Raw genomic sequence first — 17,170 nt, forward strand, 5'->3', positions numbered from 1 at the left:
GCAGGCTGAGATCGGGGATTCCATCAGACTTCTTTGTGATGGAATGTGGGATAAATCTAACCAATCTTCGCATCTACGGGCAGCCGGCGACTTTCGTAAGTCGATGCATACGCTGTCGGCGCTGGTGAGCGAAGTACTGCGCGCGAACCCATATTGCGGCGACGTCTTCGTGTTCCGCAGCAAGCGCATGGATAGAGTGAAGCTTCTGGTGTGGGACGGCAGCGGCATGGTGTTGGTAACGAAGTGGTTGCACCAGGGGCGTTTCACCTGGCACCGATCCGAGACGGCGTTGTGCATCTCAGTGCGACGCAGCTTGCGATGCTACTCGATGGCTCGGACTGGAAGCGTGTGCCGATGCGAATTGCGGATCAGCTGGTACGAGCTGGTTGATCTTTATCAAGGGTCGTTCGTCACTCATGCGGAGTTGTTGTAGAATCACTCTGCATGAGTGATTTGCCTTCCGATCCAGCATTGCTCCGTCAAACCGTGATAGCGCTATCGTCACGTCTTGCGGCTTGTCGGCGGAATGCAGCTCGCTTTCGACCGCGCGTGATACAGCGATCGCCCAACGCGACGCCGCGATCCAGGAGAACGACAAGCTCCTGATGATCCTGTCCCAGTACAAGCGCACGATCTTCGGTCCCCGCTCCGAGACACTGGAACTCGGACAGCTGTCTCTCTTCGTTCACGGCACAGACGGCTCGTGCCGCCGCCCGACGCAGCGAGCTGCGGTGCGGCAATCCGACACCAGACAGCTGATCGAGGACTTCATGCCCTGGCTCGAGGCGCGACTGCTGGAAGTCTCGAAGAAATCCGGCCTTGGCAAGGCGATCCGCTACACCCTCAACCATTGGAAAGGCGTGACGCGCTTCATCGATGATGGGCGCATCGAGATTGACAGCAATACGGTCGAACGCAGCATCAAGCCGATCGGCTTGGGCAAGAAAAACTATCTGTTCGCAGGCAGTGAGGGCGCCGAAACCTGGGCCACTCTCGCATCGCTCATCAACTCGGCAAAGCTTCACGACATCGACCCGCGGCACTAATCTCACTGATGTTCTCGAGCGCATCGTCTCTGGACGCAGCATGATCAATCAGCTGAACACGCTGCTGCCGTGGAATTGGAAAACCGAGCGCACGACGTGGAGCAGCTTCTTGGCCGAGAGCAGACGCGAAGCCAGAAACTACCGGATCGTCTGCTTGGCCGTCTTGCCGGCGTCAGCGCGCCAACTGTCGATGCGGCCGACGGCAGCGATAGAGGGGAAGCCGTATTGCCTCGCCAATTGAGGTGCCGGTGCGACGATCGCCTGCCGACGCTCGAGGCGGCCGTGAGCGGAGGTTCTTCGCTGGCTTGCTCGCGCAGGCCTTCGGGCGGTGTCGAGCAACGTCTTGGCAGCCTTGAAGAGCGGCCGCGATTGCTCTTGATGGCGAGAACGTAGTGGCCGTTTCGCTCGCAAATGGCCTGCGCCGTGTCGGGCCTGCAATGCAAGGCGTCGGCGGTGACAAGAGCGCCCTCCAGATCGAACGAGGCAAGAACTTCGATAGCGCCGGCAACCTCGTTGCGATTGGGAGCCTTCTTCTGAGCCAACGCCATGCGCGTGCCGGCTGCACAGACATTGACCATATGCAGCGGCGTGGCCTGCCGGCCACCATGAAGGCTCCGCGCAACGCCTTGCCGTCTGCTGACCACGCCCTTGACGCCGAAGCTCTTGCTGAACTTGCGCAAAACCGCTTCCAAGCCCTTCGGGTTCAGAGCACGGAAGACGTTGCTGAACGTATCGTGGCTGGGATGCCGTATCTGAGCTCCAGGAATCGTCGCAACAGCTCCTCTCGGCCTTTGCCGAAAAACTCGAACTCCGTGCAAGTCTTGGCGCCGGCCAACGTCGCCGCAAAGGCGATGACGAGGATCTCGACCAGATCGTGTCGGACGTTGCTGGCGCGGGGATCCTTGAGCGGTCGAAACAGGCGCTTGAGTTGACGAGACCGAGCGCGGTGGCGAGCAGCGCCTCCGCGATGCCGGGCGCGACCACCGCAAGGCTTGTGGTGTGGCTCTCGGAGATGCCGATGAACGAGTTCATGATGTCCCAGACCGTGCCTAACAGGCCGACGAACGGCGCGGTGGCGCCGATGGTCGCAAGCACGCCGGTGCCGCGCGCGATCTGCCTGGACATCGCGGCCTCGACCCGCTCCAGCCGCAGCGCCACGCGCTCGGGCAGGCCGTCGTCGAGAATGCCGCCGGAGAGTTCGACCTCTTTCGCCGTCGACTGGATCAGCCGCGCCACGGCATCATTGGCGCTGCCGGTTTGCACTAGCGCGTCAGCGATGGCGATGTTGCTTTCGAGCGTGCGCATCCTGCGCTTCGCCAGCGCGCTCTTGCGGTTGAGCTCGATGGTCTTGACGAGCCAGACAGTCCAAGTCACCAGCGACGCGATCGCGAGCCCGATCATGACGACGATATCGGCGCTGACGAACATGCCCCATGGCGAGAAGTTGCGCGGCAACAGCGCCTCGGCCGTCGCGGCGAGCGCAGACGACGGCACGAGCGTCGCCGCTGTGCCGATCCCCGCCGTCACTCTGCATGTCGATCTCCCAACAGGCGAGACGTGGCGATGGTTACTCCGTGGCGGTCCTCGCAAGCTGCCTGAACCGCTCGAGCTGATCCGTACGCAATGCGCGGGTCTCGTCGCGGCCGACGAAGACCTTGTACATGATACCGCCATCGACATTGACGAAGGCAATGAAGGCCGAGATCTTGCCCATGAAGGGCCGCTCGACGAAAGCGATCGCCGCGCAGCGCTCGTGCCGGAGATGGCCGTGCAGGCCTTTCGGCTGCATCAGGTTGAAATAGCCGCGGCTGACCTCACCGGCGGGAACGCCGCCGGTGAACTCGAAGATCGCGTCCTCGGTGTGCACGATGAGTGTGACCTCGCCCCATTGCGCGATGTCGGCCATCACGGCGGCGAAGTGATTGCCGCCGGCCATGGCGACCATCCTTTCCGGCAGCGCCTCGATGACCTGGCGCGGCGTGACCTTGCGCTCGCGCGCGACGTCCTCGATGACAGCGCCTGGATCATCCGCCATGTGCGCCTTGAGAGCGGCAAGCTCTGTGCTCAGCATATTCCGTTCCTTTCAGGCGACCGCGCTCGTCTTGCGCTCGGTCTGGATCACCTCAAAACCCTCGAACTTGGGATCGCCGAGATAGAGGCTCTCGCCGGTCCGGTTGTCGGCGCGGGCATGCGCGCGGCGGAATTCTTCCGAGCGCGTCCAGGCTTCGAACGCTGCCTTGTCGACCCAGACGGTGTGCGACGAATAGAGCGTGTGGTCGTCGGCTTGCGGTCCCCTCAAGAGGTGAAATTCGACGAAGCCGGCCATGGCCCCAAGATAGGACTCGCGGGTGGCCCAGACGTTCTCGAAGGCCGATTCCGCGCCCTTCCTCACCTCGAAACGGTTCATGGCGATAAACATGTCATTCTCTCCCTGTCATCAGAATGGAAACACGCCGAAGCCGCGCTGGGGCATCAGCATGGCCCGGCGGAGGTTTGTGGTGTGCTTCATCTGGCCGGTTACGCGCCCCCAAAGTAAATCTTCAGGCCGGCGTTGTAGACGCGTCCCGGTCCCGGGCTCGCCCACAGCACGTCGTTTTCTGCGTGGTGCCGTCGGTGGAGCTGCCGGGGATCGCGTAGGGCCGGTAGTACTGGTTGAGCAGATTGTTGATCGATGCGGTGAAAACGATGTCCCGCGTCGCGTTGTAGGTCAGGTACAGGTTGACCAGCTCATAGCCGGTCGCGGGCAAATAGCCTGAGGGCACGTCGTTGTTGGGACCGACACATTCTGGTCTCCCTCGGGAATCGAGAGACACCCAAAGAATCCAGCTCCAACCGATTGGCAACCCTCCTCCATCGCCATATGCGAGTCCCCTACCCGAAATGGCGTAAATAACAGTCCGGCTCGGGATAGAGCCCATCTCAATAACCGGTCCTATCGCAAAAGCCGAGATTTGAACAAAGGCTATCCGTTGCGCCAGCACATGCGCTCTCCACCAGTCCATAATATCGCTCGTGGTTGTCGGCAGCAGTATGGAGTCTATGGGCTTCTTGAAACGCGGACCCTACATCTCAGGAAACACGGACATCGTCCCCGTTGGAGTTTCAAGACAGGAATGAGCTTGTAGGCCTGTCGGTGAACTGGATGGTCGTTGAGATGGGTCGAGATATTGCGCCAATCGACAGATTGGTCGCGTAAGAGCTGTCGCGGCAGTCAATTGTATGCGCGATTTCAGGAGCAAAAAACTGTCCTTCGCTGACAAATGTGATGGCGTGCGGTGGAAAGGCAGCCGGTTGCATGACGATGATCCGTCGAGAAACGAGTAGGCCACAGCATGAATGGGACGTTATTGCCACAGTCAGGAGGGGTGCAGATAGCGCGCTTCGGCGCGAGCGAGTTCGTCGTACCTCAAGAGTTCGAAGACCTCGTCGAGCGTCGCAATATTCGGCTCAATGCTGGCCGTGTGCTCCTCAGTGAAGATGCGATGGCAGACCTGCCGCATCGCCGCTATTGCAGCTCGCATGGCATGGTTGGCCCAGATCACCGTAGAGACGTGGGCTTTTCGATACGCCGAGGTCGGTGTTCGATAGTATTTCGTTGGAACGATCACGACGGGCAACCTGTTCCGCCAAGCGCGCACGAACGAAAAGATCTCGTCCGCGATGCTCTTTCGTGAGTGAATGAGGATCGCATCGGCACCCGCATCCGCGTAAGCATTAGCGCGCGAAATTGCGTCGTCCATTCCATGGCCGGCGATCAGCGACTCGATCCGGGCCACGAGGACCAAGTCTTCCCCTACAGTATCCTTCACTGCACGCAGACGGCCCGAGAATTCGTCGATATCGGCGAGGGGATGCCGTTCGCCAATAAGCGAGTTCATCTTCGGAAAACAGCTGTCTTCCAGGGCAATCCCAGCAGCGCCGCGTTGACGGAGTTTACGTGCCAGCAGACGAGCGTTGTTGAAATTCCCGAAGCCGCCATCGCCGTCAACCAGGACAGGCAGCGTGGTCGAGTCCACGATCCGCTCGACGACGTCAACAAGTTGGCTCCATGACGCCTCGTTGGCATCGCGGTAGCCGAGAGAGCAGGCAATTGACAGGCCTGATGCCCAGAGACCTTTGAAGCCTGCGCTCTCGGCGATCGCGGCGGAGAGTCCATCATGCGCCTCCATGAGGAAGGAGAGTTCGCTGCTGGAGCAGATTTCACCGCGCAACATCTTAGTTAATGAGGAATCAGCGCGTGGATAAGAAGCACTGGCGGGAACAGATCGCTGTGATTGGTTTTGCATACCGAGGCCTTGCCAGTGCGTTTGATCGGCCGACGTTCATCGGTGGAAGGTGACATGTTTCTGTCATCGATATCAATTGCGGTGGTTGGTAGTTGACCTTGCTGAAAAATTGTTGCGCGAAAATTGAACAGCGCATGCGGCAATCGAGTTCCTTCCTTTTCATCGTCGGCATCGCCACCGGTCTTGTTTCCGGCGCGTCTCAGCTTGGCGCGGGCGCTGCCGTAGGCACGGGCCCCGCCGTCACTGGCACGGCGATGGACGGCGGCGCGGCGCTTGGGCTTGCCGGAAAGGGGAGCGATGGCAGCTAGCTCTGGTGCTGCGGCTGCCGCACGTCGTGGTGCGGCCATGGCGGGCGCCATGTCCTCCGCTTACAGCCTCGTATCAGCCGGTCGGTCCGGCGCTGGCGGCGTCGCGTCCGGTCTCGGCGGTGCAGGCCGTGCGGCGGCCAGTAGCGCGGCAGCTCCCTTGGAAATGAGAACGCTCCGAGGGTGATTTCGCGGCCTGCGAGGCGTACGGCACAACTTCCAAGTCCTCTGGATCATTTCTTAGCGCATCCGCCACGGTTGATGGCGCATCAGAGCCGAACGCTGCCGTGCGGGATGACGGCAGTATGCGGAACTTTCCAAAACAGGCTCACGGCCTCACTTCAGCGAGGGCTCCAGCGGCGCCGACAGAAGTTGCTGATAGCGGCGCCAGGCGCCAGAAATGCGGATCGGTATAAATCTGCTTCAAGCTGGCCATGGCTGTTCCGCCTGTGGCCGGCGTTGCCGATGCACTTTCAGGCACCAAGAGATAGACCATCGCCGAGCAGCCGGCCGTGACGACAGCTAACAATGCGAAGAGTGTTCTTCACCCAAGCCAAGCCAGCAACCACTGCGCCGGCAAGGTCGCGGCGACCGCTCCCAATGCACCGAGCATGACCATCATGCCGTTGAGAAACGGAAGGCGGTCCTTCGGAAACCAGAGAACGAGGGCCTTCAATCCGGGCGGTCAGGCTCGCGGCGACTCCGAGACCGAGTAGCGCCCGGCCTAGAAAGCAGCATGAGCAATTTGTCTGATTTAGCCAAAGAATGCGGCGCCCACCGCAGCAGCAACCAGCAGCACGCTCTGGATCAGCCGCGGACCATACCGATCCAGAAGGATGCCGATGGGTATCTGCGCTACCGCGAAGGAGAGAAAATAGACCGAAGTCAGCAAGCCAAGATCACCAGCGAACATTGGACGCCTCAGGCAGGGCATTATCCGGAGATCGCGTACCAGATATCCTTTATTTTCAAACTTGTCCTTCACATCATCGCATGGGTCTGGTTCGCTTTTCCCGTGGGTGCTTCGGCCGTCGACCAGCGCTAGGTTCAGCGACTAGGGGCGCGAGTCGGCGCGGTTTCAACCTGCCGGGACTGTGAGCGATCACAGCAAGCGCCGGCGAATGTTCGACACCGCGACGCACCTCGTCCACGGAATGCCGCATTTTGCTAGTGCCTCTCAAGCGATAGTCGCGCGGCAAACGCCAGAAGAAATCTTCCAATCTGAATTGGGTGGGAGCGGAAATCGTGAAAGAGGTTCCTAAAATGATTGCCAAGTGGTCGCCCGGGCGCAAATTTGTCGCCTAGAGTTTGGGACCCGCTACGACAGAAGATGAGATACGCGAACGCATCGTAAGCTACGGCCGCCTGCGCCGACGACTTTCTCTATCGATGAGATCGGTAGGATGACGCAGCTTGTGCCGATCGTGGACGCCCGACATCTCGCCGCTTTCCCGCGCCGTATCCGATAGAACGAAGCAATGCTGCGGGTTTACCCCAAGAAACGCACGATACCAACGCAAGGGCAGGTCTAACCTCGCCAAGGCCAATAGCGATGATGTGTGGGCACGACAATCTCCGCATCCCTCAAAGACTAACCGGTGTCCCATTCCCGAGACCTAAGTACGAGCACTGGAGGCAGAAGGTGCTTGAGGCGGTGACCGGCTGTTTTCTCGTCGAGCCAAGGCGGGACTGCTGTCCTCGCTCCTACGGAGCAATCGCGGGTGTTTCATGCGCAATCGTGACCTCGTCTCCGACAGCTTCCTGACAGTGACCGCGGTCGGTCTGGTGGTGCTCTGCTCGAGCCTGCTTGCCTTTGCGTTCACTTAAAGCGAATGCGCTCGTTGCGTTTCGCGCCTTGACCATGATCTTTTCGGAAAACAGGTGCCCGGATAACACCCTAACCTTCGCGGAAGTGGTGAGATGAGCAATTTCAGCCAGGAAAGCGTGCTGAGCGTCCATCACTGGACCGACAATCTCTTCAGCTTCACCACCATGCGGAATCCATCGTTTCGCTTCCGCAGCGGCGAATTCACTATGATCGGGCTCAAGGTCGGCGAAAAGCCGCTGCTGCGTGCCTACGGCCTCGCGCGAGGATGGACGCAATCTCTATCTGATTGGCACCGGCGCCGGTCTTGCTCCGTTTCTGAGCGTGATCAAGGATCCTGAAACCTATCTGCGATTCGGTGTCTCCCGGGCTCGAACCCCGGTCTCTACCATCAATTCCGGAGCCCTCGCTTGGCAAGAAAGGCGCGATCTACCTCGCGGCCGGCCGGTGCCAGGACCTCGACGAGATTGCCATCGTCATCGCGGCAACGCCGTAGCGTGTAGGTGAATTTGCCGAGACTCGGAGTTGGCACGTCTACTGTCGCAACGCGCGGACGCTGCATCTTGGCCCCATCTGCGGGACCGCCGATAAATTCAACGCGAGCTTTGGTCATAGGTCTGATTATCCCCGGTCTCTCCGCGAATTCGTGGCAGCGATCACGGTGCGCGACAATTGGAGGGCGTGTGCCGATCGAAGCTCTCCGGGTGGGAAATTCGAATCTTCCTTCAGGCACCATCGTTTGACCTCCCGACTTGCGATCGATGCTGATCGATCGCCTCAACCAACGCGATCAGATCGACACTACCGTCGATGATCGTATCACGGGGATTGCCGGCGTCGACATGGACGCCGCCGCCCTTATGTTCCTCGTGCTGCCGGCGCAACTCGGTCAATATGATATCGATCAAGCTCACGGCAGCGCCGTCTCTCGAGTCTCCAGTTTGCTGACGCTGTTGAGTTTGTTGTGCCGCGCGACTTGGCCGGACAACAAGTTCGACGGATAGGTCTTGCTCGCCGGCATCCATCAGTGCTTCGTTGAGCGCTTTTACGGCATCAACTATCTTCACGGATGCTGCCTTCTGTTCTGCTGTTGCCAACTCGTTTTCTTTCGCCATTTTCGTTTAAGGGTAGAACGCTGGATTGTGGATCCGGTAATGGCCGTTCGAGTCGGCCAGGTGGTGCCGGCTTGGCGAGCTATCCGGATGGCTCGGCGTGCTGCGATGAGTGAGGCTCATTGGGGGAGACTCGGGTACACAGCTGTATGCTCGCTTTATCAATCGGCTAATTCGGAGAGGTCGCCATTGGTGATGCCGAATTATTCGTGTGTTAGCCGTTGCATCCATCCGTTCTGGAGGTCTGGTTGGACTTTGGGCGCCTCACTTGCAATTTTCTCATCCGCTGAGCGACAGCGACTTCGCTTCTCTCGAGCAGGATAGAAATACGCTTCGGCACTTCGTTGTTCGAGCCGAGTTCGAGCAGGCGCTCGTCCTCTTCCTTGCTCCATCGCCTGGACCGGTTCCTAAGCGCACTGATATGATTGACTGTCATTCCTTCGCCCTGGTTGTTTGGTGTGTCCTTTGGGTGAAACGCGATTGCCCGCAGACTAGCGGTCTCCAGCGTGCCAGTCCGCGCCGTGAAGGCGGATCATCTCACGATGAGCGCGTTTGATGAAGGCGCGTTCGAACCGAAGGCCAGCACCGAATGACGCGGCAAGCAAGAATGCAGGCGAAATAGCCATTCGCAAAATCCCAGGTCGCATTGCCGGCAGCGATTGCGAGCAAAGTTCCTACCATGACAGTATTACGAATACTCTTGATCATGTCGGTTCCGCAAATACCGGGTGCAATCTTAGCATTACAACCACAGCGATAATCGGCGCAAAGTGGCTGTCATCCGCCGTCTTTCTGCACGGTCGGCCGATGGTGAGACGCGGTCCACACTCGTGAACAGCCGGTGGCTAATGATCTTTCGCACATTGCGAAGGTCCAGCACCGCGTGCGCGGGGATCGTGACATCAAGTCACTTGGCGAAGATATTCATATAACACGCGCTTGCGCTTGCGAACGCCTATGCTATTGCTGAGAATATCGATGCGGTCATGTGGATACGTAACCGTCGCTACTCCTGGGCATAGTCGGCCGCGGCTTTCGCGAGCTGAAGAGAAGCGCTCTCGCGGAGGATGCGGATTCGTTGCCCTTTTGCTATCAGCGCTTCAGTTTTGAGATGCTTGCTGCTCTTCGATTGACCGGTTGCGAAACGGGTCACATCTTGATCGCCCACGATGAGCAGCGTCGTGTTTTTCGTGACGCCGCCATCCACTTCGCGGCCTACACGGGCCGCCAGGTCGGCCGCTTTGCGTCGCGGCATCGACAAAGCTCCTGTGAAGACCACCACTTCTCCAGCGAGCAGGCCGTCGAGATTGCCCTCGCGCGTTATATGGCCCTATGGGGTAAGAGCCTGGCAACGTGTGATCCAGTCGTCAATCGACAGGCCTGTCTCTTCCATAGCTTTAAGGAGGATCATGCCCGTGGCGCGAGCATCTTCCGCTGCATGATGATAGCTGAATGTGATACCGAATTCGCGCGTCAGATCTCCAAGACCATAGCCTGCGCGTGCGAATTGAGCCCAAGCTCGCCGCGTCGTGTCCAGCCACCGGCAACTAACGTCTGTGAGGCGGTGTCGAGCGGATGCCTGTCGCATCGCCGCTCGATCGAATAGCGTATGACTGACAACCACCGCACCAGTCAGGCGCGAGGCCAGTTGCGGATAGATGTCCGGAAACTTCGGGCGCTTCGGATTTGGCTTTCACCGATCCCATGAATAGAGACATTGATTGGGTCAAAGTAGTCATCGGGAGTCACAAGTAGGGACCGTTCCGTGAAGGATGTTACTACTAGTGGGCTAGATTTGGCCAAGCAGGTTTTCCAGGTTCATGGCGCAGACGCTGAAGGCGCACCGCTGTTCCAGCGAAAGCTACGGCGTGCGGACGTCTTGCGCTTCTTCGAGAAATTGTCACCGTGTTTGGTCGGAATGGAAGCATGCGCGAGCGCGCACTATTGGGCGCGCGAGATCGCGGCTTTGGGTCATGACGTCAAACTTCTGCTACCTCAATATGTGAAGCCATTCGTCAAGCGCGGGAAGACTAATGCTGCCGACGCAGAGGCGATCAGCGAGGCTGCAATACCATGCGCTTCGTCCCGGTTCGTCGAACACTACAATCACGTCCGCTGTCATGAGAGCATCGACAACCTCACTCCTGTCGATGTCTACCTCGGCAGGGCTGAGGCGATCCTTGCAGCCCCGCAGCAATTGGCTCTTCCATTCGGTCGTCCCCCATCGCGGGTGTCAAGCCGGGCACGCGGGCCGCGATTTTAATCGAACCGAAGCTACCGGTCAGCGACCGCAGCCGGCTGCCGGGTCGATGCCCGTAACGGGGCGTTCCCTCATGGCCGGCCTTCACGCCGCGTCCGTAGCGCGGCCGCGCAAGGGCCGGATCGAGCTCGCTGCGGAGCAATTCTTCTAATCAATTCCCGCAGCGCCGTTTCGACCGGATCGAATCAATTTCGAAAAGCTGCGGAGCCGTCTCTCTTTCACGCGGTGGGGAAATGCATCTTTGTGATGTTGCTGGTCATGGCATGGATCTCCGATCCGGCGCTCCAAACGGCGGATGATTCGAGGTTGATCACCTCGGAGACTACGCCGCTTTCAGTTCCAACCAATCGCGAGGGGCCCTGGTCTGAAATCCGCCAGCCTGTCGGGAACGCGACCGGAAGCGCGAGAAAAATAGCGACGTCTGGCTCTGCCCATTATGGCCCAACTCTTGCGAGGGGCGAGCGGGCAAAGGTTGGAGATTGAGAATGGCGAGCGTGTCGAAGCTAAAGGTGCTTGTGGTCCTGATTGCTACCAAGGGTGCGCTTCTCGCGGCATCGGCAAAAGCTCCGATATGGAGTTCGAGTGCTCAATACGGGAGCTTTTCAATCGATGGCTACAGTTGGAATAACGACGTATGGGGCAGGGGCGCAGGGCCCCAGACTATCTCGGTGAGTGCTGTCAACCAGTGGGGGGTGTGGTCGAACCAGCCTGATGCTGGCGGAATCAAGAGCTATCCCCACGAGGGTTTCAATGTCGGTAAACCGCTCAGTTCGATCAACACTCTGATCTCGACCTTCAATCAGGACGTTCCGACTAGCGGCGCCTGGGACGTCGCCTACGATATCTGGGACAGCTCAAATCAGTATGAGATAATGCTCTGGACGAATTACACCGGCAATCCTGATGGTGGCGGCAACGTCAAGCCTATTTCTTACAAGTACGCTTCTTCCGGGGCCGCGATACCGATCTACACAAATGTCGATGTAGGCGGAGCGACTTGGAACGTATTTCAAGGAGAAAATCACCATAAGGTCATCTCATTCCTGCGCACTTCGAAGACCAACACTGGGACGGTGGATATCAAGAGTGTCCTGCTGTGGATCAAGTCGAAAGGGTACTTTGGGGAGATAAACGTCGGCAACGTCCAATACGGCGTTGAGATCACCTCCTCTCCAGGTGGGATGAACTTTAACTTCAATAATTGGACCCTAACATCGAGGTGAGTACTCGCGGGAGCCGTGCGGTTCTGGCGTGGCGGCTGTCGAATACGATGGACGTCTCCTTCTGAGTGGCGGCTCTGGACGAGGCGATGGCAACGCACGGCACGCCGGAGATTTTCAACACCGAGAAGGGGAGAGGCGTTCTCCGATCGGATCCGCCAGCGCGCTCCCGCTCGCGGTGGCAAATGGCATCTGGACCAGGTCGCTATCTCGATCGCGGGCGAACAAACATTGGCTCTGGCGCGCTGTCGACCAGAAGGGCTTCGCTCTCGACGTCTTGATCCAGCGTCGAGAAGAGACTCGCGCGCTGCGCAGCGGCTTTTAAGTCCGCCGGCACGCCGCCGCGCGTGATGATCACGGACAAGCTGCGTTCGTACGGCGTCGCGAGGGTTGAACCTCGCCAGCACAAAGCTCTTAACAATCGGCCCGAGAATTCTCATCAGCCGACGCGGCGACGCGAGCGGATCATGAAGCGTTTCAAATCGTCCCACTGGGCTCAACGGTTTCAGTCAGTTCACGATCAGGTCGCGAACCTTTTCCACATCCCCTATCTCGGAGCTATCACCGCCGACTTCCGTCGTGCTTCGCGCGAATGAGCCTTTGCGACTTGGCGCGAAATCTCGACGCCGAATCTCGAACCTTCGAGAATCGCCTCCTTCGTCTCGGCGGTCGATTAAGTTGACGATGCCCTCCCATGCGTCGCCCACACGTTCTTCGTCGGCCTTGATTGCATCATCGGCCGACGAAGACCGAAATGCAGCCCGCAAAGCTGACCGGCCGCTACGGCAGGACGTTCTGGTGTGTTCGAGGTCAGACATACGGCGTGCCTCAACAATCGCTAGCCCTGTCGCGTAAGCGACATAGCTATCGGAAGCCGTCGGGAATGCGCATCGCTTCGCTGGCATGGATTCTGCTCACCACCAGGGGCGTAGAAGCGAGGCTACGACATCGAGCGTCGTTGCGGATGGCGCGCACATGTGTTGTTCGTGAGGTGATATGCGACCTGGAGTTCTTGTACGGGGCGCGGCAGCAGTTACGCTTGCCGCTTGCGGTGGCGCTAATTCGGCGGATCTCGATCCAGCGGTGAAGGTTTCATCCGACACTGTGGAGCTGGACCGGGAATTACATTGCGTGCACGGCGGTGGCGGCAATGGCCGGACATCTTCAGTGACCCCTACGGCCCATCTATCTATGGCGCCATCGTCCATACCCCTGCATCCCTGGCTGGGGCCAGAGCGGTGATCAATGTCTGGAAGATTGGAGCCTGATTCTGGCGCAAGACTTGCGTGCAACGTTTAGGACGCTTTGTGCGCACGGGCCAGTGCTGGGCTTTGGAGGAGACACTGAACGCAGCTGCGCCATTTCGTGAGGTCATCCCCAGCCTCCGTTATCCCCACAGAACGAGGACGAGTGAACGAACATGTACAAGCTTGGCGCTTTCATGCTTGCGCTGCTGGGTCAGCAGGGATTGGCAGCCGCGCAGGCTCCGGCCGACAACATTGCAAAGCCGCTGCTGGTGCCGTCCGATTACGAGCGAGCGCTCACGATCGGCGCTCAATATAACCAGCTCACTGTCAATATGCCCGACGTTCCGTTCTGGCTCGCAGAGGGCGAAGCGTTCGTCTACCGACGGACGACTCAAGGCAAGCACCAGTTCATGCGGGTCGATGCCGCCACTGGCGGAAAGCAGCCGGCTTTTGATCATACCCGCCTCGCGGCGGCGCTGGCCAGGGCAAGCCTCGAGAACTATAAAGCCGACAATCTGCCGTTCGACCGTTTCGAGCTGGCCGACGATGCTCGCATGATCACCTTCAACATCGACAACACCCGGTGGACATGCGATCTCGTAAGCTATGGCTGCACAGCCAATGCCATGCACCCGGACGTCCATCAACAGATGGGCTATGATCCCACCCCGCCCGCGGAGAACGATCCGGAGAACACAAGCATATCCCCTGACGGCAAATGGTTGGCCTATACTACAAAATACAATATCTTCCTGCGCAGCGAGGACGGCTTGCAGGACATCCCTTTGACCTGGGACGGATCGGAAGGCAACTACTATGCTTTCTCGACGCTAAGATGGTCTCCAGATTCGCGTCACCTCGCGGCTTACCGCATCCGTCCAGGCCACAAACGTCAGATCCACTACATCGAATCGTCCCCGACGGACGAGCTTCAACCTAGATATTCGACGATGACGTATCCGAAGCCGGGTGATGCCTTGCCACTGCTCCAGCCGGTGCTGTTTGACATCATCATGCAGAGCAAGATTGAAATCGACAATGCTTCCTTTCCAAATCCCTACCACCTTTCGCCGATCAAGTGGTGGAAAGATGGTCGCGGGTTCACCTTCGAGTATAATCAGCGCGGGCACCAACTCTATCGCCTTGTCGAGGTGGAAGCTGCTACAGGTAAGGTGCGCGCTCTGATTGATGAGCGCAGCATTACCTTCATCGATTACCAGCCTCTAGTGATGGACCAGCGGAATACTGGAAAGTTCTTCCGCTACGACGTTGAGGACGGGAAGGAGATCATCTGGGCGTCCGAGCGCGATGGATACGAGCATCTGTACCTCTTCGATGGCCGAACCGGTGAGCTCAAAAACCAGATCACTAGAGGAGATTGGGTGGTTCGCGCGGTCTACTACGTCGATCCGGTCAAGCGCCAGATTTGGTTTGGTGCGAGCGGGAAGGAAAAAGGGGAAGATCCCTATTTTGTCCATGCTTACCGTGTCGACTTCGATGGGAGCGGACTGACCGCGCTCACTCCTGAACCGGCCAACCATCACATTGAGTTTTCACCTAACGGCCGCTACTATCTCGACCTGTGGTCACGCATCGATGTCCCGCCGCGCTTGGTGTTGTATCGCGCCAGTGATAATGTCGAGCTGATGCAGGTTGAGAGCGCCGATATCTCCGAACTCATCGCCTCCGGCTGGCAGCCGCCCCTCAGCTTCCATGCCAAGGGCCGGGACGGCGAGACCGATATATGGGGGGTTATTCACAAGCCCCTCAACTTCGATCGAAACAAGAGATACCCGGTGGTGGAAAACATCTATGCCGGCCCAACGGGTTCTTTCGTTCCCAAGTCGTTCTCGGCCTTGGTTGAGCCGCTCACCCAAATGGGGTTTATCGTCGTTCAGATCGATGGAATGGGTACGAACAATCGCTCGCGCGCGTTCCACGACATTGCCTGGAAGAATTTAAAGGACGCCGGCTTTCCCGATCGGATCCTATGGCATAAGGCGGCGAGCGCGAAATATTCGTGGTACGATATCTCGAACGTCGGCATTTTTGGCGGGTCCGCCGGCGGGCAGAACGCGGTGAGCGCGCTGCTCTTCCATTCTGATTTTTACAAGGTGGCGGTGGCTAACAGCGGCTGTTACGACAACCGGATGGACAAGATATGGTGGAATGAACAGTGGATGGGTTGGCCGGTTGGCATCGAATATTCGCTGTCCTCCGCCATCGACAACGCCCACAGACTACAGGGTAAGTTGATGCTCATTGTCGGCGAAATGGACCGCAATGTCGATCCGTCCTCTACCTTCCAGATGGCTGATCGGCTCATCAAGGCAGGAAAATACTTCGACATGCTTGTGGTACCCAGCGCAGATCACGGAGCGCCCGGCAATTATAGCGAGCTCAAGCTTCTGGACTTCTTCGTTCGCAATATTCTTGGGCAAATACCACCTAACTGGAACGCCCTATCGATTAAGCTGCTGAAACCCAATTAAGGGCCATGATTGCGCGAAGAGCTATCATCATTTAGGTCCAACGCCGTGGCGACTCGAACGAGCGCCCACCGATTTCGCTTGTCTCTCAGCATTAGAAAGCAAAAGCACAGTGATCTATGACTCTTTGGGAGTTTTGGGACAGGCGCTGCCGATGTCGGCGCGGGCGCTTTTCTAGTGTGGGCATCCATTTAATGCGGAAGCGGACGGCATTTCGGTATCGTTGCCAGGTGTTGATTTCGCGGCACATTCGCTTGGGATATACCATCTTGAGATCCAGGTACTGGGCCCACCGGACGCCGATCTGATTCTCGACCATGTTGAGCAAGCATTCGTGTTTGGAGGGGCAGTGGAAACTCGAGGCGTCGCAAGATCCGCCTAGCTTCGGCAGGTGGAATGCCTGTTACAGGGCGCCTGCGGACGCGCAAAGAGATGCAGGCGCTGATCGATGCCGACCCCCCTCCGGCGACCGCGGCGCGCGCATGGTCGCGGGCTTTAATCGCGGCTACAAGGCTTCGAACAGACCTACCGGACCTGTACGCCGGCGGCTTGCGTCGTGATCCGCGGCTACATCGAGGAAGGCTTGAATATAACGCGACCTGACGGCCCGCTATGCCAACTGACCGCGCGATCCTCGACGGCACTCTGCCGGCGGATGGCCCACGGACGGAGTCACGACCCGAGCAGGATGATGATTGCGGCTTGGTTCGTCGTGATCGAATGGGCAACTTTAGCCCTTGCGAGGCTTACTTCGCCTCCAGGGGAGCGAGCATCCTCCGCTGACGTTTTTCTTGCACCGGCGAAGTCGAGCTGGTCTGGCACGATCTGGTCGATCGTGGTGATATGTTGGTAAGCATTCGGAAGACTACGCCGGCCCACTGGAAGTGATCTCGGAGACGGGACGCCGCCTTTGGTTCTCCAGGACCGAGGAAGCTGCTTTGAAAGGACGTTGGGAGGGGTGGATTGGTCTTCCGGCTAATCCAGCACTTGCCCCGGCTTCCTGAAGAACTCTGCTCTACGTCGCATGTGACGTCCCCCGGGACAAAAGAGCAGGCCGGTCGTGGAGGTGTCAGATTGCATAACGACCGGCCTCCTCCGAGCATCGTTTGCCTCATTGTGTCGCTTCATCATTAGTTGGCAGTGCCGTATTCGTGGTGCTGAAACAGGAGCGCGTCGGCCCGCTCGCTGCGCCTGATTTAAGTCGGCGCCGAAGTTTGTCAGGATACCCGTGCCTGAAGAGCACGGCTCTCACGTCAACTGGTGCCGTCACGTTTACTGATACCGCACAGGGAGGCACGAGCACGCCTGTTTCCAGAATTCCGCCAACTGTCGTTGCGAACAGGCGGATCCGGATCATTTAAGGCGCTAAGTCCGACCCAG

General features: G+C 58.6%; 11 protein-coding genes, 1 tRNA gene and 8 pseudogenes. 11 read left to right on the forward strand and 9 right to left on the reverse strand.

Annotation, left to right across the window (positions count from 1 at the left end):
• The first annotated feature begins 43 nt into the window (after window positions 1-43).
• Window positions 44-390, forward strand: a pseudogene (gene tnpB / locus XI09_RS13935) (IS66 family insertion sequence element accessory protein TnpB).
• Window positions 391-605: 215 nt separating this feature from the next.
• Window positions 606-1,046, forward strand: coding sequence for an IS66 family transposase (locus tag XI09_RS13940; protein ID WP_442869587.1), 441 nt, complete (start codon window positions 606-608; stop codon window positions 1,044-1,046).
• 44 nt (window positions 1,047-1,090) lie between these two features.
• Here XI09_RS13940 and XI09_RS46170 read toward each other — a convergent pair whose 3' ends face one another.
• The 7 genes and pseudogenes from XI09_RS46170 to aepX all read right to left on the reverse strand — a co-directional run bounded on the left by XI09_RS46170 (window position 1,091) and on the right by aepX (window position 5,260).
• On the reverse strand, window positions 1,091-1,864 hold the full coding sequence (locus XI09_RS46170; protein WP_442869588.1) for an ISAs1 family transposase: 774 nt from the start codon (window positions 1,862-1,864) through the stop codon (window positions 1,091-1,093).
• Window positions 1,750-2,088, reverse strand: coding sequence for a transposase family protein (locus XI09_RS46175; RefSeq protein ID WP_442869589.1), 339 nt, complete (start codon window positions 2,086-2,088; stop codon window positions 1,750-1,752). The genes XI09_RS46170 and XI09_RS46175 overlap by 115 nt, the downstream gene beginning before the upstream one ends.
• Window positions 1,977-2,561, reverse strand: a pseudogene (exbB, locus tag XI09_RS13945) (tonB-system energizer ExbB); the annotation flags it as partial. The pseudogene exbB and the gene XI09_RS46175, both read right to left, overlap by 112 nt.
• Window positions 2,562-2,613: 52 nt before the next feature.
• Window positions 2,614-3,117, reverse strand: coding sequence for a heme utilization cystosolic carrier protein HutX (gene hutX, locus XI09_RS13950; protein ID WP_271567343.1), 504 nt, complete (start codon window positions 3,115-3,117; stop codon window positions 2,614-2,616).
• Window positions 3,118-3,129: 12 nt separating this feature from the next.
• A complete protein-coding gene (locus tag XI09_RS13955) occupies window positions 3,130-3,465 on the reverse strand; it encodes an antibiotic biosynthesis monooxygenase family protein (protein WP_271567344.1) in 336 nt (111 codons plus the stop codon).
• Window positions 3,466-3,563: 98 nt separating this feature from the next.
• Window positions 3,564-3,823: pseudogene (locus XI09_RS45765) on the reverse strand (TonB-dependent hemoglobin/transferrin/lactoferrin family receptor); the annotation flags it as partial.
• A gap of 579 nt (window positions 3,824-4,402) precedes the next feature.
• Entirely contained in the window at window positions 4,403-5,260 is an 858-nt protein-coding gene (gene aepX / locus XI09_RS13965) for a phosphoenolpyruvate mutase (RefSeq protein ID WP_271567351.1), read from the reverse strand.
• A gap of 227 nt (window positions 5,261-5,487) precedes the next feature.
• On the opposite strand from aepX, the pseudogene XI09_RS13970 reads away from it, so the two are divergent.
• The 3 genes and pseudogenes from XI09_RS13970 to XI09_RS13980 form a co-directional block, all read left to right on the forward strand.
• A pseudogene (locus XI09_RS13970) lies at window positions 5,488-5,818 on the forward strand (P-type conjugative transfer protein TrbL); the annotation flags it as partial.
• Window positions 5,819-6,373: 555 nt separating this feature from the next.
• Entirely contained in the window at window positions 6,374-6,682 is a 309-nt protein-coding gene (locus XI09_RS13975; protein WP_271567345.1) for a hypothetical protein, read from the forward strand.
• Window positions 6,683-7,557: 875 nt separating this feature from the next.
• Window positions 7,558-7,819: pseudogene (locus XI09_RS13980) on the forward strand (ferredoxin--NADP reductase); the annotation flags it as partial.
• Between the two features lie 368 nt (window positions 7,820-8,187).
• Here the strand turns inward: XI09_RS13980 and XI09_RS13985 are convergent.
• Window positions 8,188-8,577, reverse strand: a complete 390-nt coding sequence (locus XI09_RS13985; protein WP_271567346.1) for a hypothetical protein — start codon at window positions 8,575-8,577, stop codon at window positions 8,188-8,190.
• On the opposite strand from XI09_RS13985, the gene XI09_RS13990 reads away from it, so the two are divergent.
• Window positions 8,573-8,643: transfer RNA gene (locus tag XI09_RS13990), tRNA-His, on the forward strand. The genes XI09_RS13985 and XI09_RS13990 overlap by 5 nt on opposite strands.
• A gap of 937 nt (window positions 8,644-9,580) precedes the next feature.
• On the opposite strand, the gene XI09_RS13995 is transcribed toward XI09_RS13990, so the two are convergent.
• A complete protein-coding gene (locus XI09_RS13995) occupies window positions 9,581-9,898 on the reverse strand; it encodes a BRCT domain-containing protein (RefSeq protein ID WP_333939089.1) in 318 nt (105 codons plus the stop codon).
• Between the two features lie 441 nt (window positions 9,899-10,339).
• On the opposite strand from XI09_RS13995, the pseudogene XI09_RS14000 reads away from it, so the two are divergent.
• From XI09_RS14000 to XI09_RS14025, 5 genes and pseudogenes are all read left to right on the forward strand, one after another.
• Window positions 10,340-10,668 (forward strand): annotated as a pseudogene (locus tag XI09_RS14000) (IS110 family transposase); the annotation flags it as partial.
• Window positions 10,669-11,319: 651 nt separating this feature from the next.
• Complete coding sequence (locus XI09_RS14010; protein ID WP_271567348.1) at window positions 11,320-12,057, forward strand: glycoside hydrolase family 12 protein; 738 nt, start codon at window positions 11,320-11,322, stop codon at window positions 12,055-12,057.
• Between the two features lie 129 nt (window positions 12,058-12,186).
• Window positions 12,187-12,731: pseudogene (locus XI09_RS14015) on the forward strand (IS6 family transposase); the annotation flags it as partial.
• Between the two features lie 743 nt (window positions 12,732-13,474).
• The gene (locus XI09_RS14020; protein WP_271567349.1) at window positions 13,475-15,793 is read left to right on the forward strand and encodes a S9 family peptidase; all 2,319 of its coding nucleotides are present in this window, start codon (window positions 13,475-13,477) and stop codon (window positions 15,791-15,793) included.
• A 420-nt stretch (window positions 15,794-16,213) separates the two neighbouring features.
• Window positions 16,214-16,413: pseudogene (locus XI09_RS14025) on the forward strand (TIGR02301 family protein); the annotation flags it as partial.
• Window positions 16,414-17,170 lie beyond the last annotated feature (757 nt).

Origin of the sequence: Bradyrhizobium sp. CCBAU 11386 (assembly GCF_028128955.1) — a bacterium.
GTDB lineage: Bacteria > Pseudomonadota > Alphaproteobacteria > Rhizobiales > Xanthobacteraceae > Bradyrhizobium.